Source organism: Mycolicibacterium wolinskyi (assembly GCF_002101965.1).
In the GTDB taxonomy this organism is placed as follows: domain Bacteria; phylum Actinomycetota; class Actinomycetes; order Mycobacteriales; family Mycobacteriaceae; genus Mycobacterium; species Mycobacterium wolinskyi.
In genome coordinates this window covers 32,701-53,115 of record NZ_LQQA01000006.1, presented here as the reverse complement: position 1 = coordinate 53,115, position 20,415 = coordinate 32,701, and the positions used below count along the sequence as shown (strand labels likewise).

Here is a 20,415-nt window from a genome sequence, read left to right as displayed (position 1 = left end):
GGATTCTGCTACGAGATCAGCGTGAGCACCGTTATATGGCGACGGAAAGCGTCGACATACCCCGCAAGGTCAGGTTTCGCTTGTACACCGGTTCCTCAGCGAGCCGGGCCTGCGGAAAGCGCCTCGTCACGGCGGACAGCGCGACCGCGGCCTCCAACCGGGCCAACGGCGCGCCCAGGCAGAAGTGCGGCCCCTTGCCGAACCCGAGGTGGCGGATCGCGCCGCGGTCCGGGTCGAACTCGCCGGGCCGGTCGGTGACCGCGGCGTCGCGGTGCGCGGCTGCCAGAAGCAGCAGCATCGTGTCGCCCTTGGCTATCGCGGTGTCGCCGATTGTCATGTCGTCACCGGCAATTCGCGACACCAGCTGCACCGGCGGGTCGTACCGCATGGTTTCCTCCACCACGGCCGGGGCCCGGGCCGGGTCCGCGGCGAGCGCCGACCATTGTTCGGGGTGACGAAGCATCGCCAGGATCGCGTTGGCGATCAGGTTCACCGTGGTCTCGTGGCCTGCGATCAACAGCAGGTTGCACGTCGCGATGATCTCGTCCTCGGTGAGCTGGTCCCCGGACTCCTCGACCGCGATCAACCCTGACATCAGGTCGTCCCCCGGTGCACGCCTGCGTTGTTCGATGAGCTCGCGCAGGTACTCGCGCAACCACTGCCCGGCCTTCATCTGCTCGTCGAACAGATCGGACGATTCACCGGTCACGGTGAAGAACGGGTCAAGTGCCGACGCCAACAGCTCCGAGGCGTGGCTGAACTTGGGCTCGTCCTCGATCGGGACACCGAGAAGCCGGCAGATCACCGCGACCGGCAATGGGTAGGCGAGATCGGCGATCACCTCGAACCGGCCTCGCTCCTCGACGGCGTCCAGCAGCCCGTCGACCAGTGCGGTGATATCGGGTTCGAGCGCGTTGATCACTTTGGGCACAAAGGCTTTGCTGACCAGCTTGCGCAGCCTCGTGTGATCGGGCGGGTCGAGGAACAGGAAGCTGGTGGTGCCCCGCGGCCGGGGTTCGGTCTCCTCGGCCATCTGGCGCTGCGTCATCGTCGACTTCATCGGGTCGCTGCACGACGAGGGATGCCGCAACACCTCGTCGCAGTCCGGGTAAGAACTGAACACCGTGAGAGCCGCGTCGGCCAGACACAGCGGCCCGCAGTCCCGGATCCGGTCGTACAGCGGATACGGATCGGCCCGGTTCGACGGGTCCAACATCTGAAGCATCAAGGCCTCTGCGGCCTCACCATCCGAGATGGTCGTCATCTCTTTATTGTGCACACGTCGAAGAGGGAGCCAGGTCAGCGCTACCGCACGGGCGTCCCGTAGTAGCGCCCGAGCACATGCGCTCGGAGCTCGTCGAATTCGTCCGCGACGATGGCGGCCCGGATCTGGTCGACGAGCCGGATCACGAACCGCTCGTTGTGGATCGTGCACAGCGTCGCCGACAACATCTCCTTGGCCTTGAAGAGGTGGCGGATGTAGGCGCGCGAGTAGTTGGCGCACGTGTAGCAATCGCATTCGGCGTCGATCGGCGTGAAGTCCCGTTTGTACCGCGCCCCGGTGATGTTGAAGCGCCCGGTCGCCGAATACACCGCGGCGTTGCGGGCCACGCGTGACGGCGACACACAGTCGAACGTATCGGCGCCCGCGGCCACCGCGTCGAACAGATCATCGGGCTCGCTGATCCCGAGCAGGTGCCGCGGCTTGTCGGCGGGCAGCTCACTGCTGACCCATCCGACGATGGTCGCGAGGTTCTGTTTCTCCAGCGCCCCGCCGATACCGTAGCCGTCGAAACCCTCGCCGTTCGGCCCGACGATCGTGGTCAGCCCGTGCGCGGCCTGGCGCCGCAGATCCTCGTATTGCGCACCCTGCACGACACCGAACAGCGCCTGCCGCGGCCGCTCGGGCGTCGACTCCTGCAGCCGCTGGTGCTCGGCCAGGCATCGCACCGCCCACTCGTGCGTGCGTTGTACCGAACGTTCCTGATAGCCACGGGTGTTGACGAGCGTGGTGAGTTCGTCGAACGCGAAGATGATGTCGGCGCCGAGCTGATGCTGGATGCCGATCGACACCTCCGGCGTGAACCGGTGGGTCGAGCCGTTGAGGTGCGACCGGAACGTCACGCCGTCGTCGTCGACGACCGCGAGGCGTTCCTTGCCGTCGGCGATGATGTCGTCGGCCTGCACGCGCTGGGTGTCCATGGCCAGCACTTTCTTGAATCCGACGCCCAGCGACAGCACCTGGAACCCGCCGCTGTCGGTGTACGTCGGCCCCGGCCAGTTCATGAACGCGCCGAGGCCGCCCGCCTCGGCCACGATATCGGGGCCCGGCTGCAGGTACAGGTGGTAGGCGTTGGCCAGGATAGCCTGGGCGCCAATCTGTTTCATCGTTTCCGGCAGCACCGACTTGACGGTCGCCTGGGTGCCCACCGCGATGAACGCCGGGGTGTGGATGTCACCGTGCGGCGTGTGGATGGTGCCGACCCGGCCGAGTCGGCCGGCTAACTCGGCCTCCACGGTGAAATACGGCTGGTCCACAGCAGGTATTCAACCGGATGCGCGTCCGATTTCCGTCATCGGGGCGGACGCGACCATACTGCTGCTCGTGAAGCACCGATTCGCCGTCACCACCGCTGGGTGCGCGGCCATGCTGGCCGCCGTTGTCGGGTGTTCGTCAGAGGAGTCCGGTTCGGCGGGCGGCTCGCAGTCGGGTGAGGCCAAGGTGACGTTCGGCAGCAACGACGCCGGGCCCGTCACCTCGGTCGGCTGCGAGACGAAAGATGGTTTCACCACCATCAACATCGAGGGCAGCCTGCACACCACCGTGATCGTCACCGACGGCGAGGCTCCTGCGGTGGAGTCGGTGAGTATCGGCGAGGTGGGAACTGACAAGCCGTCACTCGCCTACATCGAAGGGCTCTCGAGCCAGCCGGTGGTCGCCTCGCGCGACGCCAAGAGCTACACCATCACGGGTACCGGCGCGGGCACCGATGCAGCGAACCCCGGCACGCCCGTCGACATGCCGTTCGACATCGCGGTCACCTGTCCCTGAGAAACGCCACGATCGCCGCGGCGAGTTCCTCGCCGGCATCCTCTTGCAGGAAGTGGCCGGCGCCGGCGATCAGCGGATGATCGATGCCTCGCGCGCCGCGCATCTCGCGCTGGAAGATCGCGGCCATGGGCCCGGTGATGGGATCACCGTCGCTGAACGCGACCAGCATCGGAGTTTCGCTCGCGGACAACACTTCCCACGCCGAGCGGTTGGCCGCGGCGGCGGGGTCGTCGGGCGTGGTGGGCACCAGACCGGGCATCGCCCGCGGCCCGGCACAGTACGAATCGTCGGGAAACGGGGCGTCATAGGCGGCGCGGACCGCATCGCTCATGGGCCGCAGGCATCCCGACGCGACGAACCTCCCGACTTCGATCGTGGGCAGACCTTGGATGGCCGAACGGAACTGCCACCAGATGTCCGGCATCGGGATGTCGCCGGTGGGCAGCCCGGTGTTCGCCACGACGATGTTGGCGAACCGCTCGGGGTGTTCGGCAGCCAGCCGCAGCCCGATCAGGCCACCCCAGTCCTGACCGACCAGGGTCACCCGGTGCAGGTCCAGCACGTCGAAGGCCAGTGCGCGGACCCATTCGACGTGCCGCGCGTAACTGTGGTCGTCGATCCGCGCCGGTTTGTCAGATCGGCCGAACCCGACCAGGTCCGGGCAGATGACCCGGTGGCCGGCCGCCACGAGGGTCGGAATCATCCGGCGGTACAGGTAGGACCACGATGGTTCCCCATGCAATAACAGGACCGGTTCGGCGTGGGCCGGACCGTCTTCCACCCAAGCCATCCGCAGCGTTCCGCCCTCGCTGTCATCGACCTCGCAGTACTTTGGGGCATAAGGGAATTCGGGTAGGTTGGCGAACCGTTCGTCCGGCGTTCGCAGTGTCTGCATGAAGGCGAACTTACGGGCCGCCACCGCCCGGCCCGAGCAATTCGCGCAATCGGGTACCGGACAACGGAGCTGACCCCATACTTTCCGAGACGGTCTGCTGATCTTGACGGGCCGCACAACCGTGAGGAGAACAGTGGTGAAGCGTGGGTTTCTGGTAGCTGTCGGCGGCGCCGCGATCGTCGTCGCCGGTCTGTCTGGCTGTTCGTCTGATGAGAAGGGTTCGGATTCGACCGAGGCGTCACCGACGGCGACCGCCTCGGTTTCGCCGTCGGCATCGGTGCAGGCGGGCGATGCCACAGCAACCACCGGCTCGGGCACCGCGCGGGTCGTCATCGACGGCAAGGAAACGCCGGTAGAAGGCAGCGTCGTGTGCGCGACCGTCGCCGGCAATGTCTCGGTCACGGTCGGCCAGGGCATGTCAGCCGTCACCGCCACGCTCTCCGAAGGTGATCAACCGACCGTCAGCGCGGTCGCGCTCGGCAACATCGACGGCGTCAGCCTCGGTTACACGCCAGGCGTGCCCGGCGGCAGCGCCGAAGCCACCAAGGACGGAAACAAGTACACGATCAAGGGCAACGCGACCGGCGCCGACATGGCCAATCCGATGGCGGGCGCGGTCACCAAACCGTTCGAGCTCGAAGTCACCTGCCCGTAAGTTCTACCCAGCCGAGTGTGGGCCCGGGACCATCCCGGGCCCACATCCCATTTCCGTCCATTCGATCCGAGGAGCACGGTGGCAAGGCATCGCAAACGTCAGCGCCGATCCGCAGTCATGGTGGCCGGGGCCACCGCAGGCATCACCACGGCACTGGCATTCGGCCACGCCCCCAACGCCACCGCGATCGCGATTCCGCCTAACGACGTCGTCGTCGGGGTGGGCGGCGCCGGCAATACGACCAGCGACCGCATCAAGAACAAATTCCAGGGCCAACTCGTCGCGAACGATCATCCTTTCGTCGGCGTGCAGTATCCGGCTCTGCTGCCGGTCGATCCGAGCGTGGAAGCCGGGATTCCCGCCCTGCACGACGCCGTCGACGCCGAGATCGACGGCGACAGGACCGTGCTGATCGTCGGCTACTCTCAGGGCTCCCTGGTCGCCGAAAAGTACAAGCGCACACTGCTGTCGGACCCGGGTGCGCCGGCTCCCGCCGACCTCAAGTTCTTGTTCCTCGCTTCACCGTTCGTACCCAACGGCGGGATCTACTCCCGCTTTCCCGGCATGGCATTCCCCGGCTTCGTCAGTACCGGCGCCGCGGTCCCGTCGCCCTACGACGAAACCTTCGTATCGCTCGAATACGACCTGATCGCGGATTTCCCGGCCTACGCCAACCCACTGTCGATCGCGAACGCGGTGGCGGGCATGAAATACGTGCACGGCGACCATGGGCCCGACAACGTCGACCTCGACGACGACGACCAAGCGGTGCTCGTCGTGACCACCCCCGAAGGCGGTACCGACACCTACGTGCTGATCCGGGCCGAACACCTCCCGCTCCTGCAGCCGGTGCGCGATTTCTCCGCCGCGCTGCAGACGACCGCACTGACCGAGCCGGTGCTCGGCGCCATCGAGCCGACGCTGCGCGTCGTGATCGACATGGGCTACACCGATCGCGACTACCAGAACGCGGACAAGCCGACACGGTTCTCACTGTTCACTCCGCACGACCGCATCGCCGAAGCCATCGAAGCGCTGCCCGAGGCCATCGACGAGGGCGTCGAGAACTTCCGCAACGGATTCTCCACGGCGCCTTCGACATCCGCCGACCGTGACGAGGAGCCGGCCGACAAGCCCAAGCTGCAGGCCGTGCCAGATGAGCAAGCCGAGCCTCAACACGATGAGCAGGACGACACATCTGACGCGGCACCGACCAAGCCGGACAAGCCGAAGAAGCCCAAACTGTCCGAGCGGCGCGACACGCTCCCCAAGGCGGTGTCCCGCGCGGTCGACAAGCTGAAGAAGGACCTCAACCCGAAGAAGCACGACGCCGACGCACCCGCCGAGAAACCCTCCGACGACGACGGCGTGTGATCTGCTTGGGCCATGCCTGCCAAGCGAATCCTGTGTTTCGGTGACTCACTGACCTGGGGCTGGATCCCCGTCGAGGACGGCGCGCCAACGGACCGGTTTGCGGCCGACGTGCGCTGGACCGGGGTGCTGGCCGAGCAGCTCGGTGCCGAATACGAGGTGATCGAGGAGGGCCTGAGCGCCCGCACCACCAACATCGACGATCCGACCGACCCGCGCCTCAACGGGGCCGGTTATCTGCCGTCGTGCCTTGCGAGCCACCTTCCGTTGGACCTGGTCATCATCATGCTGGGCACCAATGACACCAAGGCCTACTTCCGGCGTGAACCACTCGACATCGCGGTGGGCATGTCGGTTCTGGTGACGCAGGTGCTGACCAGTGCCGGTGGGGTGGGGACGTTGTATCCCGCCCCGCAGGTGCTGGTCGTGTCGCCGCCCGAACTCGCCGCGATGCCCCACCCGTGGTTTCAGCTGATCTTCGAAGGCGGCCAGCGCAAGTCAGCCGAACTGGCCAAGGTCTACAGCGCGCTCGCGTCGTTCGTGAACGTGCCGTTCTTCGACGCGGGCTCCGTCATGACGACTGACGGCGTGGACGGGATCCACTTCACCGAGGACAACAACCGCGATCTGGGCGTGGCCCTGGCCGAGGAGGTCCGGGCACTGCTGTAAAGCTGGAGGGATGAATCGTCTCGCTTGTGCGTGGCTGCTGCTGTTCGGCCTGCTTCTATCGGTCGTCGGTTGCTCGTCGTCCCCTGACCCTGCCGACCGCTTCGCCGCGTTCGCCGACGCGCTGCAACGCAAGGACGCCCACGCCGCGGCGGCCCAGACGAGCGATCCGGCGGCGGCTGAACCGGTGATCGCATCGATGTTCGACGGCATGGGCGAGGCCGCGACGGTCAAGGTCAGTGCCCAACCGCAAGAGGACGACGAGGCCGGCTCGACGCTGAAGTACCAGTGGTCGTGGGGCGAAGGACACGATTTCGGTTATGACACCACCGGAACGGCCGCCAAGAACGGTGACGACTGGCTGATCACCTGGGCGCCGACGCTGCTGCACCGTGATCTGCAACCCGGTCTGACGTTCCAGTACAGCCAGGACAGCGAGTTGCAGACGCCGGTGCTCGACCGGACCGGGCAGCCGCTGATGACCTGGCAGACCGTGGGGGTGATCACGCTCGCCCGCACCCATCTGGCCTCGGCTGGGCCGCTGGCCGCGGTGCTGACGCGGTTCGATGCCACGACGACCGCGGAATCGATCGGCGCGCAGTTCAATTCGACGTCCGACGACCGCGTGACCGTGATGAAGCTGCGCGAAGACGACCTGGCACAGGTGCGCGATCAGCTCGCCCAGATCGCGGGTGTCACCGTCGCCGAGCAGGGTGAGCTGCTGACGGCCGACCGCCAGTTGTCGTCACCGGCGATCAGCGGCCTCGGGCAGTTGTGGCATGACCGGATCACCAAGAACGCCGGCTGGTCGGTGTACCTGGTCGACGGAGAGGGAGCTCCGGCACAGCAGCTGAAATCGACTCCGCCCGCCCCGACCGATCCGCTGCGCACGACGCTGGACCTGCGCCTGCAACTGCTCGCGCAGCAAGCCGTCGCGCAGGAGACCCGGCCTGCGGTTCTGGTCGCGATCTCGGGTTCCACGGGCGGCATCCTGGCGGCCGCACAGAATCCCGCCGCGGATCCGCAGGGGGCGATCGCGTTCTCGGGTCTGTATCCGCCCGGGTCGACGTTCAAGACCATCACCACCGCAGCGGCATTGGAGGCCGGCCTGGCGACTCCGGACAGCCCGGTGGCCTGCCCCGGCCAACTCACGATCGAAAACCGCACGATCCCGAACGACGACAACTTCGATCTGGGCACGGTGCCGCTGACGTCGGCGTTCTCGCACTCCTGCAACACCAGCATGGCGGCGCTGTCCGACAAGCTGCCTGCCGACGCGCTCACCAACACCGCCCGCGACTTCGGCATCGGCGTCGACTTCGCCATTCCGGGCCTGACCACCGTGACGGGACGAGTTCCCAACGCGGACAATGCCGCTCAGAAGGTCGAGAACGGCATCGGGCAGGGCACTGTGACGGTAAGCCCGTTCGGGCTGGCAGTCGCCGAGGCGAGCCTGGCCCACGGCTCGACGATCCTGCCGACCCTCGTCGACGGCGAGAAGACGACGGCCGACACGGAGTCGGTGTCGTTGCCGCCGAACGTCGTCGAGGCATTGCGCGCGATGATGCGCATGACGGTGACCGAGGGGACGGCCAGCGAGCTCAGTGACATCGCCGATCTCGGCGGCAAGACCGGCACGGCGGAGTTCGGCGACAACACTCATTCGCATGGGTGGTTCGCCGGTATCGCCGGTGATATCGCATTCGCGACGCTCGTCGTGGGCGGAGATTCGTCGGCTCCGGCAGTCAAGATCTCCGGCGACTTCCTGCGCCCCGCTACCAGCTAGCCATACCCGCGAAATGGATGTCAGCGGTGGCGACTACGAGCCGCCGCGGCGCGATAGTTGGTACCGCAAACGCGACAACCGACTCAGGAGACCATCATGAAGATGCCACTCAAGTTCATCGCACCCTGGCTGGCCGCGGCGGCAATCGGCGGGGCCGTTGCCTTTGCCCCCGTCGCCAGCGCTGCCGATACAAATACTCATTCACAGGTCTCCGGTACCGACCCGCTGGTGCCCGTCGGCACCGACCCGGTGATCCCGTACCGGCTGGGCTATGTCGACTCCAACCACGACGAAGCCAACACCACCGGCGGTGGGGTCGACCTGCCGTTCTAATGTCCGGCTGCGGACAGATGCACGAGGCCGGACGCGACCGCGAACCGAGGTCCGTGAATGCCGTCGATGTTGGCGCGCCCCACCACGATCGGCACCGCCCGCAGCGACTCCCCCACCGTGCGTAGCAGTTCGTCGTCGAGTGCGCCGCCGCCTGCGAGTACCAACGCCGTCGGCGGCTTCTCGAACGCCTTCATGCACCGCGCGATGTTCGCCGCCACGGTTTCCTGTTTGATGGCCAGCCGCAGACTGCGCCACTCTTCGGCGGCCAGCTTGTTCGAGAACGGCACCAGACCGACGGTACCGCGCGTGCACAGCCGTCCGATCGCCTCCGCGGGTGCCGGAGAATCCAGAAACAATCGCCGCCCGTCTTCTTCGTGCGCGACATGTGGCCCTTCGACCCGGATGGCCGGAGTCCTCTTGACGCGCTCGGCAAGCGCGCGAGGAATGTTCAGCATGCGCGCGACCGCCACGGTGATGGTCTCCCCCGCGCCCGCGGCCGTCACGATGCGGTCATCTCCGACGAGATCGATTGTCCCGCCGCCGATGTCGCACACCACGGAATCCGGTGGCAGGCCCGGTGTGGTTCGCGCACCCCAGGCCGCGGCCTCGGGTTCGGTCGCGATGGTGCGTGCGGGCCGGTCGGTGAGTTCACCCAATGTGGCCGCGGCGTCCTCGACATGGTCGGCGGCCAGCAGGGCGACCACCGTACCGCGCGCGTCGGCGACCCCACGGCGCAGCCATGCCCCGTTGTCGAGCGCGGACAGGTCGGTGAAAAACGCGTCGTCGACCGCCATTTCGTGATGCGGTAGCGACCGCAACCGGATCCGCACCACGTTGCCCGGAGGTTCACGGCGCAGGATGCTGTGCGCTTGCGCGGGTGAGTAACGCACCGTCGGCGGTGCCGACAATTCAGCCTTGGCCTCCCCGTCGACCCTGAACTCCACGTAGTCGTCGTCCACGGCTGGCGGACGGGGCGGTCCGGTGCGCGGCGTGACGGCGATGGCAGGCGAATCGGAAAGCTCCCTGGTGAACTCGGCGACCTCGCGGATCTGCTCATGTCCGAGTTCGAGCGCGGCACACAGTGCGATCGGGTCGGCCAACGCACGGTACGCGCGCCCCTCGGCCACGACTTCGACGGCGACCAGCACGCCGGCCTCCAGACCGGCGAGATCCACCTCGTCGACCACGGGCACGTCGACCGGGATGCGGTTGCGGATCAGCACCGCATCGTCCTGTGCGGCCAGCACGCCGACGATGTCCCAACCCCTGGCCACCGCGTCGCCGATCGCCGCCGCCGCGTCCTCGAAATCGGTGTCGCCGTCGACGGAAACGATTGTTGCGCCGGCTGATACGGCACCGTTCAGGTCGGCCAATGGCACATGGTGGCCGACCGCGTAACCGGTACCGGCCGGGGTACTGGCGTCGGGCCTGCGCAGGCTGCGCACCGGCGCGTGCGGCGACGCGGCGGGCGCGAGGGGCGCCGTCTCGGTGTCGACCGGCCGGATCGCCGATAACACGAGTTCGTCGGCCCGGGTGCCGGATTCGACCTCGATGCGGTGCAGCAGCGCGGCCGCACCCTCGAGCGAGTCCCGCGAGCCCTTGCGACCCCGCGTGGGCGCCTGCCCGTGTCCGACGGGATGCACGGCACCGCCGGCGACGCGGGCGAGCACGATTTCGGTGGTGTGGTTGCCGACGTCTATGCCCGCGACGGTTCTCGCGCCACCGCTCACCGCAACAGGCCCCGGCGCGCGTAGACGTCGGCGGCCTGGCGCACGAGTTCGGCACATCGCGTCGCTCCGCGCCCCTCCAGCGACGCCCGCAGTGCAGCCAGATCCTCTGCGGTCGACCGGTGTGGACGCAGCGCCTCGTAGAGGTTCATCACGTCTTCGTCGTCGATGGTGGCCAATTCGGCTGCGCGCAGGAAGTTCTCGGCGAGTTGCGGGTTGCCGTTCTCTTCGGCGATCACAGCCTGGTGGGCGAGAACGGCCGGATCCATCCGCAGATCGGCCAGTTCGAGCTTGCCGTCGACTGCTGCCTCGACAGTGAACTTCTCGCTCATTTCCGGGTGACCTCCACCGTGACGGGCGCCTGGCCCGGTTCGCTCGCGTCGCGTTCCAGCGCGACGAGCGCGACGGCCCGCGCGTGGTAGCGCGCCGATATCGATTCGTCGGTACCACCGGTCAGGATCGGCACCGGGGCCATGCCCTTGGCGTGGCGGGCCGCGTTACGGCCGAGCTCGCGATAGTTGCGCGCGGTGAGCAACGGGGCGACGCTGAACAGTTCCAGGTTGGCCAGCGGCGCCAGGTCGCGGCGGTGGATCAGCGCAGTGCCCTTGCCCTGCAGGCCTATTCCGATGCCCGAGCCCGACAGCTTGGCGGCGGTCAGCCCGATGAGGCCGACGTCGATGGTCGAGCGGATCCGCACGAACCGCGGCACACAGCCTTCTTCCTCCAGCCCCGCCGAGATCTGCCGGATCACCTCCCCGATCGGCAGCCCACACAGCGTGAGCCACACACTGCGACCCAGCGCCGGCGACAACCCGATGCACACCTCGCGCGGATCACTGCCCTGCCGGGCCGGCTCCACGTCGGTGACGACGAGGTGTCCGGCATGCTCGGCCTGATCGGCCGTGAGCTCGGCCGCGCTGCGTTGCTGGCGGATGTTGTCGATCTCAGCGCGGCGCTCGTCGCTCAGCGTGTATCCGGTTCCGGGCCCGGCATAGTCGTTGGGGTCGGTGATCTTGGACAGCACCCGGAACTGTTCGTCGAATATGGCCGAGGTCTGCAGTTGATCGCCGCGCAGGCGTTCGGCGGTCAGCCGCATGATGGCCTCGGCTTCCTCGCCGTAGCCGGTGCGCTTGAGTGAGGCGACGATGTCGAACACCGTGAGCTGCTTGGCCTCGATGGCGTTGGCGGCCTCGGCGACGGCCTTGGGGTCACCCGGTGGGAGATCGCGGGATCCGTTGGCCAGTACCACGTCGTCGATGTGGCTGTCGTCGAAATCGGCCAAGCCCAGGTCCCGGTAGACGGCTTGCACGGCCGTGGCCGCGCGGCGGCGCACCGCGGCCAGATGTTCGGCCGATACCGTGCGCAGTCCGCCGTCGGCACCCCAATCCCGTTGCAGCACAAGGAAGTCGTCCATGTCGTCGGAGTTGAAGTTCGACAGCGCGAACGCGTTGTCGTACCGCGGGATGGAGCCGAAGCCGGAGAAGATGAAGTCGGCTCCGGCGAGCAGCACGGGCAGCGTGTGGGCGCTGCGGCGGATGTCGGACTCCGAAATGAGATTGTCGTTGCCCGCGCATGATTCGAGATCGCGCATCATCACCATGAGGTTTTCGGCCAGCAGCTCCTTCATGCCCTCCGGCACCGAGGCCACCACGCCGACACCGTCGATACCGCCGTTCTGCACGCCCTGCGAGCCCAGCGCCCGCGCCAAGGACACACAGCGCGATTCGAGGTAGAGGATCGAGCACTTCTCGGCGGCACCCATCAACACCTCGGCCCCGCCGCCGCTCGTCACCCGCATCTTGAGTCCGCGCGACGCGTAGGCCGACGTGAGGATGGCCTTGGAGAACGGCGTGTCGTCGCCGTCGACGAACACCTGCTCGGTGCCGTAGATCGAAATGGTCTCGGCGTAGCTGGTGAGCCCGCGCAGCCCCAGCCGCAGCTCCATGGCTTCTTCGATGGAGCACTGCGCCATCGCGCCGGGCACCCCTACCTGCGAACCGATCAGCAGCGCAACGGCATTCGACGGCGCGTCACCCAGCACGGGCACCGTCGTCTCGACCTCCCGGAAGCCGTAGGCCACCGCGCTGGCGGCATCGGCGGCGATCAGCATCGGATCGTCGAGTTGATTGGTCACGTGAGCCTGGTTGCTCGGCGTGCGACGGGCCCGCATCTTGGCCATCGCCATCTGCATCTCGACGGGCGTGAGAACCGCGACGACCTTGGCCAGTTTGGCCGGGGTGGTGCCGCCGATCAGTCGCACGACCTCAGCACGTGGCACGGACAGATCGACGGCCATGCGGGCGAGTTCGACGTCGGAGCGCGCCATCGCCTCCGGCGCGACGTCGAGGTCGATGCCGTAGCGGGCGATGAACTCGTCGATCACGTCGAAGTCCTCGGCGGCCTTGCCGTCCATTTCCACGACGCGCCCGTCGCGCACCACCAATGACGGGTCCGGGTCGTTCGGGCTGCTCATCGCGGCCAGGCCGAGGTCGGGGTTGGCGACACTGAAACCATCGAGATTCACTGGCTTCGCGTCGAGAATCCGCATCCGACCGAGGGCGTCGGCGCCGTTATCTGTCACGGCAACCATTTTGCGTTATTGCACCTATTTGGTCTACCCATTACGCCTTTGGGTCACGCACCACTGGCGACCTCGAGTGCTTTGAGCGAGCTCTCCAGGTGGCTGAGCATGCGCTGCAGGTGCGGAACGCTGCGGCGGCAGCCGACGAGCCCGAAGTCCAGGTTGCCCGCGTTGCTGACCACCGTGATGTTCATGGCCTGGCCGTCCAACGCGATCGACAGCGGATAGTTTCCGTCGAGGCGCGCGCCCCGCCAGTACAACGGCTTACGCGGACCCGGCACGTTCGAGATCACGATGTTGAACGGCGGTGCCGTCGCACGCGTGAACCCCGGCACGCCGGCCAGTCCCAGCGGCGCGATCATCAGCGCTGACAGCGCGAGCGCCTGCACGCGCGGCAGTTCGGAGAAGATCTTCTTGTTGTCGCGCATCGACTGGCTGATGACCGCGAGCCGGTCGGCGGGATCCTCGCGATCGGTGCCCAGATTGCACAGGATCGTTCCGACCATGTTGCCGCCGGTGTCGGCCTCGCTCTCCGAGCGCAGGCTCACCGGAACCATTGCGACGAGTGGGCGGTCCGGCAGCGCGTCCTGCTCGCTCAAGTAGGCGCGCAGCGCACCGGCACACATCCCGAGCACCACGTCGTTGATCGTGACGCCGGCCGCCGCCTTGACGCGGTGGAACCGCTCGAGCGGCCACGACTGGGCGGCGACGCGGCGCGCGCCGCCGATCTTGACGTTGAACATCGTCTTCGGGGCGCCGAACGGCAGTGTGAGTTGCTGTTCGAGAAGCGCTGCGCGCGCCAGCTTGAGCGTCGACGGCGCGAGCCCGACGGCTGAGGACGCCAGGTCCGTCACGGTGCGCAGCACCGACGATCCCTGGCGGTCGCGCTTGCGGCGCGGCAGCGTCCACGGCACGCGGAGCTCGGTGTCGTTCGGGTCCTCGGTCAGTGTGCGCTGGATGAGCTTGATGGCCGAGACTCCGTCGATCAGTGCGTGGTGCAGCTTGGTGTACACCGCGAAGCGACCGTCCTGCAGACCCTCGATCAAGTGGGCCTCCCACAGCGGCCGGTGCCGGTCGAGCAGGCCGCCGTGCAACCGCGACGTGAGTTCCAACAGATCACGCACCCGTCCCGGCGACGGCAGCGCCGAGCGGCGCAGGTGGTAGTCGAGGTCGACGTCGTTGTCGAAAGCCCAGCCCACGTTGGCGATCCCGCCGAGAATCGTCGCCGGATGCTTGCGGAACACCGGCTGGAAGTCGGTGTGGGTGATCATCTCCTCGTACAGTTCGCGCACGAAGGTCGGGCCCGCATCCTGCGGCGGCTCGTACAACGCCAGCCCGCCGACATGGAACGGATGCTCACGCGTTTCGGCGATCAGGAACATCGAATCGGTCGGCGACATGAGCTCCATGCGCCCATTCAACGCGGATCCGGCCCGGGCCGGGCGAAAACAGGTAGCCCACTACTCGTTCGATCACCCGGAAACCGGCGCAGGATCGGCCCATGCTGAGCCCAACGGCCGCACGCAAGACGCTCGCGGTGATCAGGATTCTCAACGGCACGGCGGGGCTGCTGGCCCCGGAGAAGGTGCTGGCCCGGTTGGGCGTCGACACCACAGAGGACCGGTCCGGCACGTACCCGTTCCGGATGTTCGGCATCCGAACGGTTCTCATCGGGCTCGACCTGCTCCTGCTCACCGGCGACGAACTGCGTCGGGCCGAAAAGCTCGCGGTACTCATCCACGCCACCGACACTGTGTCTGCCGCCGTCACCGCAGCCCGCGGCGACCTGCCACGCAAACAGGGCCGGGTGGCCGTCGTCATCTCCGCAATCAACACCGCACTTGCCGTCACCGCTTGGAAAGGAGGCCAGGATGCCATCACTGCTCACGAGGTGGTCCATCAAAGTCAGTGAGGCGGTCGACCGCCGGATCGGTTGGGACAAGCTGCCACCGTGGCTCGGGCTCGGCGCACTCATCGGGATCCGCGACGCGCTGCGCGAGCACAACCTCTACGACTCCTACCAGGGCAAGCCACCGGCGGCGCCGGACCACAAGCCCGCCGAGTACCTGACCGTGCGAACGGTCGACGGCTCCTACAACGACCTGGCCACACCGTCGATGGGCATGGCGAACACGCGGTTCGGGCGCAATGTGCCGCTGGACAAGGGACATGCGGAGACGATGCCGCGGCTGATGGACCCGAACCCGCGCGTCATCAGTAATGAGCTGCTGCGCCGTCACGAGTTCAAACCGGCAGAAACCCTGAATGTCCTTGCGGCGGCCTGGCTGCAGTTCGAGACCCGCGACTGGTTCAGCCACGACACCGACCCCAAGAAGATGATCGAGATCCCGGTACCCGAGGGCGACACGGAATGGTCCGGGGACACGATCAACATTCCGTCGACGCCTGCCGATCCCGATCCGACGCCGGGGCACACGACGTTCATCAACACCGAGACCCACTGGTGGGACGCATCGCAGATCTACGGCAGCAATCCGGAGTTCCAGGCAGCGATCCGCACAGATCGCAACGACGGCAAGGTCCGCATCGACGCCGACGGCTTCATCGAGCTCGACCCGAAGCTGCTCGGGGCGTCCGGCGGGGCGGACGGCTGGTGGCTGGGCCTGGAACTGATGGGCACGATCTTCCTGCGCGAGCACAACGCGATCTGCGATCGGTTGAAGGCCGCCTATCCGACGTGGACCGGCGATCAGATCTTCAACAAGGCGCGCATGATCAACGCCGCGCTGATCGCGAAGATCCACACCATCGAATGGACCCCGGCGATCCTCGGCCATCCGACGCTGCAGATCGGGATGCGCGCGAACTGGTTCGGCCTCGCGGGCGAGCGGGTCAAGGAACTGTTCGGCCGGGTGAGCTCGAGCGAGGCGGTCAGTGGCGTCCTCGGATCGGCCACCGACCACCACTCGGCGCCCTATTCCATCACCGAGGACTTCGTCACCGTCTACCGCATGCATCCGCTGGTGCCCGACGATTACGAGTTCCTCAGCTTGTCGGGAGCCGCTGAACCGCAACATCTCTCATTCGACAGCATCCGCGGTGGTGCGAATTCGCGAGGTGTGCTCAAGAGCGTTGGGGTGGCGAACTGCCTGTACTCGCTCGGCGTCGCACATCCGGGCGCGGTCACCCTGCACAACAGCCCCAACTTCATGCGCCGCTTCGACCGCACCGACAACCTGGTCATCGACCTGATCTCCACCGATCTCATCCGCTCCCGCGAGCGAGGGGTGCCGCGCTACAACGAGTTTCGCCGGCAGCTGCGGCTCAAGCCGGCCACGTCGTTCGAGGAGATCAGTGGCGGCTGCCTGGAGACGGCGGTGAAGATGCGTGAGATCTACGGTGGTGACATCGAGAAGGTCGACGCCATGGTCGGCATGTTCGGCGAGAAGCTGCCGAAGGGTTTCGGTTTCAGCGACACCGCGTTCCGCATCTTCGTGCTGATGGCGACCCGCCGGCTCAAGAGTGACCGGTTCTTCACGGTCGACTTCACCCCGCGGGTCTACACACCGGAGGGCATGGCGTGGATCGACGAGAACGACATGTGCTCGGTGCTGATCCGGCACTATCCCGAGCTCGAACCCGTGCTGCGCGGGCAGAAGAATGCGTTCGCGCCGTGGGCGCGCCTGAGCAAGGCCAAGCGATGACAAGCCAAGGGCCGGAACTGAACCGGGCGACGCCACTCAACGAGGCGGCGTTGCTCCAGTACAACAACCGCATGCTCGACGCGCTGTTTCGGCAGTCGCCGGCCGGCCCCATACCCGACGGGGACACCCGCGGCACGCTGCTGGCTTGGCCGGGCACGTGGCTGACCAAACCGCTGGCGCTGCTGGTACGGATCATCGTGTGGCAGGGCAAGGTCCTCGACCGTCGCGAGGCCGTGCTCCGCAACAAGGTCACGCCGTTCGGTCTGCGTCTCGTCAAGGCCCGGCTGTCGGTCGCCGACAGCTGGGTCGACGGCGGCGACTGCGTTCTGATCGACTACTCCAAGACCTCGTGGCTCGCCCGGATGGTGCGTGACGAGATCCGGCTGGTCAGCCCCGGCCTCTACCTCGGCGTCGTATGGCTGTGGCGAAAACGCTTCGGGTGGTTCGCCATTCGTTCGACCGGGTGATCACGATGCCGCACCAGGAAGCCTTCACCGTGCTCGCCGAGGTCTCCGGCGGTCGGCTGAGTTCGCTGCGGGAGCTGCTCGGGCGCATCCCCGACCACGTCGAGCGGTGGGAGGTCATCCCGTTCGAACGGCTGAGCGGCGTGCACTTCGCGCGGCTCGTGCTGTTCGACCCGACCGAGGATCTCGACGGCACGCCCGTTCCGGCACAGCTCGCGTTGTTGACCGACGTCGACGCGCCGCTCGGCAGGCATATCGATGAGCTGGCCACGGTCTGCGGATCCGGGCTCGACGCGGTGTTCTCACACTGTGTGGGTTATCCGGGTACGGGCTCGGCAGCCGACCGGCGGGCGTTCCTGCGGGCCCACGCCGTCAAGGCCGCCGCGGCTCACATCAACCGCCGGGGCCGCGCACTGGTCCAGATCCAGCAGGAAGATCTGCTGCAGCGCGAGATCAACGCGTTCCTGGACGCCAACGACTTCGGCTCGCTCGACCCGGGCAAGATCAAGAGCGCGATCGTCGACTTCGTGCGCGACCGGGACGATCTGGCCTGGGCGCTGCGGCCGGCCTCGCCGCCTTCGCTGGTGTGGCGAGCCAAAGAGGCTGCCCACCAGTATTTTTGGATCGCCGCACTCTCGTTGGTGACTGTGCTGTTTTTGCCGCTGGTGATCCTCGGGCTCGGCGTGTTCGCGGCGCTGCTGCGCTACCACGAGAAGCGCGACGTGCCCGACACCCGCGCGGCCGCACCCGAGGCGGTCCAGGCGTTCCGTGACGACGAGGATTTCTGGGCGCACAACCAGATCGTCGCGGTCGGTTTCCTCAAACCGGGACTCTTCCGGCGGCTGACCACCACCGCGATCCTGTTCCTCACCGACTACGCGACCCGCCACATCTACAACCGCGGAACGCTTTCCGGGCTCAACACCATCCACTTCGCCCGGTGGGTGCGGATGAACGACAACCGAGGCCTGTTCTTCTCCAGCAACTACGACGGCAGCCTGGAGAGCTACATGAACGATTTCATCGACAAGGCCTTCTGGGGACTCAACGCGATCTTCAGCAATGGCGACGGATTCCCGCGTACGCGATTTTTGTTCTTCGGCGGCATCACCGACGAGAAGGCCTACAAGCGGTTGTTGCCCACCCGCCAGGCCCCGAGCAACGTCTGGTACAGCGCCTACCCGCACCTGACGACCAAGAACATCGCGAACAACGAGGCGATCCGGCAGGGCCTGTCGGAGAAGACCGACGAGGCCGGGACCCGCCGCTGGCTGCGCCGATTCGGTTGCGGCAACGACCTTCCCGAATCCAACTGGGTGGCCAAACGGCTCGACAGCATTCCCTGGGACCGGCTATGACGCTGCAACTCGACGACATTCAGGGCATCATCCTGCACGGCTACGGCGCCTTGGACAACGCGGCCTTCGTGTTGTTGGCGGTCGACGATGTCACGGCCGCCAAGGAATGGCTCGCGCAGCTTCCCCTGCGCGACAGCGCGGTTCGGCCCGAGATCACCGACACGTGCACGAACATCGCCTTCACGCCGGCCGGCCTGGTGCGGCTGGGGTTGCCGCCCGAGCACGTCGGCATGCTGGCAGGCGAGTTCCGGGAAGGCATGACCGGCACCGAGCATCGCCGCCGCATCCTCGGTGACTACGACGGAAGCTCGCCGTCCCATTGGCGCTGGGACGGCGGTGGCGTCGATGCGCTCTTGATGCTCTACGGCCGTGACGCCGACGCGGTCGCCGAGCTCGAAGCCCGTCACGACCTGTCCGGCAACGGGCTGCGCGTCGTCTCACGGCTCGATTCGCTGACCCTGCCGGGACGCAAGGAACACTTCGGTTTTCGCGACGGCATCTCGCAACCGTTGGTCGACGGCTACGACGTGGGCGGACCGCCGGGCAACACCGTGGCGGCGGGCGAGTTCGTGCTCGGCTATCCGAATGCCTACGGTCAGTTCACCGACCGGCCGCTCGTCGACCCCGCCTCCGACCCCCGCGGGCTGCTACCCGAGGCGGCCGACGCCCCCGGCCTGCGCGATTTCGGTAGGGACGGCAGCTACCTCGTCTTCCGCCAGCTCAGACAGGACGTCGCCGGTTTCTGGAACAGCCTGGCCGACAGGTCCGGTGACGCGCTCGACCGGGTGCCCGCATGCGTCGGGCTGGCGGCCAAGATGGTCGGCCGCTGGCCCAGCGGCGCACCGCTCGTGAAGGCGCCGACCGCAGACGATCCGACGTTGGCCGACGACAACGACTTCATGTACTTCCGGTCCGAGGACCCGGACGGCCTCAAGTGTCCGATCGGCTCACACCTTCGGCGGTCGAACCCACGCGACGCGCTCGACCCGTTCCCCGGTTCCGACCGCTCGATCGACGTCGGCAAGCGTCACCGCATCATCCGGCGCGGCCGCGCCTACGGGCCGCCGCTGGCGCCGTCGATGGAGCCCGCCGACCTGATCGCCACCGCCGACGACGGCGTCGACCGCGGCCTGCACTTCATCTGTTTCAACACCCAACTCGGTAGGCAGTTCGAGTTCATCCAGCACACCTGGGTCAACAGCACCAAGTTCGACGGCAGCTACCGCGAGGATGATCCGATCACCGGCCCGCGCGGCAACGGGCACGGCGAGGCCGGCGGCACCTTCACCGTGCAGCAGGACCCGATCCGCAAACGCGTCACCGGCCTGCCCCGCTTCGTCCACACGGTCGGCGGCGCGTACTTCTTCATGCCCGGCATCGCGGCCACGCGCTACCTCGCGGCACTGCCATGACCGCGTGGCGGGATTGGGCGCCGCTGCCGCTTCGGGTGTTTCTCGGCGGCGGGCTCATCCTGCACGGCGGCATCAAACTGTTCGCCCCGGGTGGCCACGCCAACATCGCCCACCTCGTCGGGCAACTCGGGGTGCCGTTCGCCGACTTCGTGGGCTGGGTGGTGGGCGTCGTCGAGTTCGGTGGCGGGCTCGCCATCCTGCTCGGCGTTTTCTTCCGCGTCGCGACCATCGTCAACGCGCTCAACGTCGGTGGCCTGCTGGTGCTCGGGTTCATCGCCGGCGGCATCCCCGAGCCACTGCCGGGCGGCGATCCGCTGCCCGAGTTCCGGGAGGCACTCCTGATCCTCGCGGGCGTGTTGAGCCTGCTGCTGAGCGGACCCGGGCGGCTTGCGTTGGACACGAAGTTGCGCGGCCACAAAAAACTCCTCACCAGTGAAAACCGGTGAGGAG

19 protein-coding genes are annotated in these 20,415 nt (G+C 67.2%); 12 read left to right on the top strand and 7 right to left on the bottom strand.

Annotated elements, in window-relative coordinates:
- Positions 1 to 31 precede the first annotated feature (31 nt).
- Complete coding sequence (locus AWC31_RS03965) at positions 32 to 1,264, bottom strand: cytochrome P450 (protein ID WP_085142926.1); 1,233 nt, start codon at positions 1,262 to 1,264, stop codon at positions 32 to 34.
- A 41-nt stretch (positions 1,265 to 1,305) separates the two neighbouring features.
- Positions 1,306 to 2,538: a tRNA guanosine(34) transglycosylase Tgt gene (gene tgt, locus AWC31_RS03960; protein WP_085142924.1), complete on the bottom strand. Its 1,233-nt coding sequence runs from the start codon at positions 2,536 to 2,538 to the stop codon at positions 1,306 to 1,308.
- Between the two features lie 67 nt (positions 2,539 to 2,605).
- On the opposite strand from tgt, the gene AWC31_RS03955 reads away from it, so the two are divergent.
- Positions 2,606 to 3,052, top strand: coding sequence for a lipoprotein LpqH (locus AWC31_RS03955; RefSeq protein WP_234816717.1), 447 nt, complete (start codon positions 2,606 to 2,608; stop codon positions 3,050 to 3,052).
- Here the strand turns inward: AWC31_RS03955 and AWC31_RS03950 are convergent.
- Complete coding sequence (locus AWC31_RS03950) at positions 3,039 to 3,947, bottom strand: haloalkane dehalogenase (protein ID WP_085143414.1); 909 nt, start codon at positions 3,945 to 3,947, stop codon at positions 3,039 to 3,041. The genes AWC31_RS03955 and AWC31_RS03950 overlap by 14 nt on opposite strands.
- 136 nt (positions 3,948 to 4,083) lie before the next feature.
- Here AWC31_RS03950 and AWC31_RS03945 point away from each other — a divergent pair, with 136 nt between their 5' ends.
- The 5 genes from AWC31_RS03945 (at position 4,084) to AWC31_RS03925 (ending at position 8,758) form a co-directional block, all read left to right on the top strand.
- Entirely contained in the window at positions 4,084 to 4,602 is a 519-nt protein-coding gene (locus AWC31_RS03945) for a lipoprotein LpqH (protein ID WP_085143413.1), read from the top strand.
- A 78-nt stretch (positions 4,603 to 4,680) separates the two neighbouring features.
- Positions 4,681 to 5,976, top strand: coding sequence for a PE-PPE domain-containing protein (locus tag AWC31_RS03940; protein WP_234816716.1), 1,296 nt, complete (start codon positions 4,681 to 4,683; stop codon positions 5,974 to 5,976).
- 12 nt (positions 5,977 to 5,988) lie between these two features.
- Positions 5,989 to 6,642, top strand: coding sequence for an SGNH/GDSL hydrolase family protein (locus AWC31_RS03935; RefSeq protein WP_085142920.1), 654 nt, complete (start codon positions 5,989 to 5,991; stop codon positions 6,640 to 6,642).
- A 10-nt stretch (positions 6,643 to 6,652) separates the two neighbouring features.
- Entirely contained in the window at positions 6,653 to 8,425 is a 1,773-nt protein-coding gene (locus AWC31_RS03930; RefSeq protein ID WP_085142918.1) for a penicillin-binding transpeptidase domain-containing protein, read from the top strand.
- A 96-nt stretch (positions 8,426 to 8,521) separates the two neighbouring features.
- Positions 8,522 to 8,758, top strand: coding sequence for a hypothetical protein (locus AWC31_RS03925; protein WP_067851581.1), 237 nt, complete (start codon positions 8,522 to 8,524; stop codon positions 8,756 to 8,758).
- On the opposite strand, the gene AWC31_RS03920 is transcribed toward AWC31_RS03925, so the two are convergent.
- From AWC31_RS03920 to AWC31_RS03905, 4 genes are all read right to left on the bottom strand, one after another.
- Entirely contained in the window at positions 8,755 to 10,545 is a 1,791-nt protein-coding gene (locus AWC31_RS03920) for a diol dehydratase reactivase ATPase-like domain-containing protein (protein WP_085142916.1), read from the bottom strand. The genes AWC31_RS03925 and AWC31_RS03920 overlap by 4 nt on opposite strands.
- Complete coding sequence (locus AWC31_RS03915) at positions 10,485 to 10,817, bottom strand: diol dehydratase small subunit (RefSeq protein WP_067851577.1); 333 nt, start codon at positions 10,815 to 10,817, stop codon at positions 10,485 to 10,487. The genes AWC31_RS03920 and AWC31_RS03915 overlap by 61 nt, the downstream gene beginning before the upstream one ends.
- The gene (locus AWC31_RS03910) at positions 10,814 to 13,033 is read right to left on the bottom strand and encodes a propanediol/glycerol family dehydratase large subunit (protein WP_085142914.1); all 2,220 of its coding nucleotides are present in this window, start codon (positions 13,031 to 13,033) and stop codon (positions 10,814 to 10,816) included. Before AWC31_RS03910 ends, AWC31_RS03915 begins: the two co-directional genes overlap by 4 nt.
- An 86-nt stretch (positions 13,034 to 13,119) precedes the next feature.
- Positions 13,120 to 14,475 carry a WS/DGAT/MGAT family O-acyltransferase gene (locus AWC31_RS03905; RefSeq protein ID WP_085142912.1) on the bottom strand — a complete coding sequence of 452 codons (1,356 nt, stop codon included), beginning with the start codon at positions 14,473 to 14,475 and terminating at the stop codon, positions 13,120 to 13,122.
- Between the two features lie 92 nt (positions 14,476 to 14,567).
- Here AWC31_RS03905 and AWC31_RS03900 point away from each other — a divergent pair, with 92 nt between their 5' ends.
- Genes AWC31_RS03900 through AWC31_RS03875 form a run of 6 tightly spaced genes read left to right on the top strand, consistent with a single transcriptional unit; the run spans position 14,568 to position 20,411 of the window.
- Positions 14,568 to 14,978 (top strand): hypothetical protein, encoded by a 411-nt coding sequence (locus AWC31_RS03900; RefSeq protein ID WP_067851573.1) that lies wholly within the window; start codon positions 14,568 to 14,570, stop codon positions 14,976 to 14,978.
- Complete coding sequence (locus AWC31_RS03895; RefSeq protein WP_085142910.1) at positions 14,938 to 16,731, top strand: peroxidase family protein; 1,794 nt, start codon at positions 14,938 to 14,940, stop codon at positions 16,729 to 16,731. The genes AWC31_RS03900 and AWC31_RS03895 overlap by 41 nt, the downstream gene beginning before the upstream one ends.
- The gene (locus AWC31_RS03890) at positions 16,728 to 17,198 is read left to right on the top strand and encodes a hypothetical protein (RefSeq protein WP_085142908.1); all 471 of its coding nucleotides are present in this window, start codon (positions 16,728 to 16,730) and stop codon (positions 17,196 to 17,198) included. The genes AWC31_RS03895 and AWC31_RS03890 overlap by 4 nt, the downstream gene beginning before the upstream one ends.
- A gap of 5 nt (positions 17,199 to 17,203) precedes the next feature.
- Entirely contained in the window at positions 17,204 to 18,553 is a 1,350-nt protein-coding gene (locus AWC31_RS03885) for a hypothetical protein (RefSeq protein WP_133060107.1), read from the top strand.
- A complete protein-coding gene (locus tag AWC31_RS03880) occupies positions 18,550 to 19,965 on the top strand; it encodes a Dyp-type peroxidase (protein ID WP_085142904.1) in 1,416 nt (471 codons plus the stop codon). Before AWC31_RS03885 ends, AWC31_RS03880 begins: the two co-directional genes overlap by 4 nt.
- The gene (locus tag AWC31_RS03875; protein ID WP_085142902.1) at positions 19,962 to 20,411 is read left to right on the top strand and encodes a DoxX family protein; all 450 of its coding nucleotides are present in this window, start codon (positions 19,962 to 19,964) and stop codon (positions 20,409 to 20,411) included. Before AWC31_RS03880 ends, AWC31_RS03875 begins: the two co-directional genes overlap by 4 nt.
- Positions 20,412 to 20,415 lie beyond the last annotated feature (4 nt).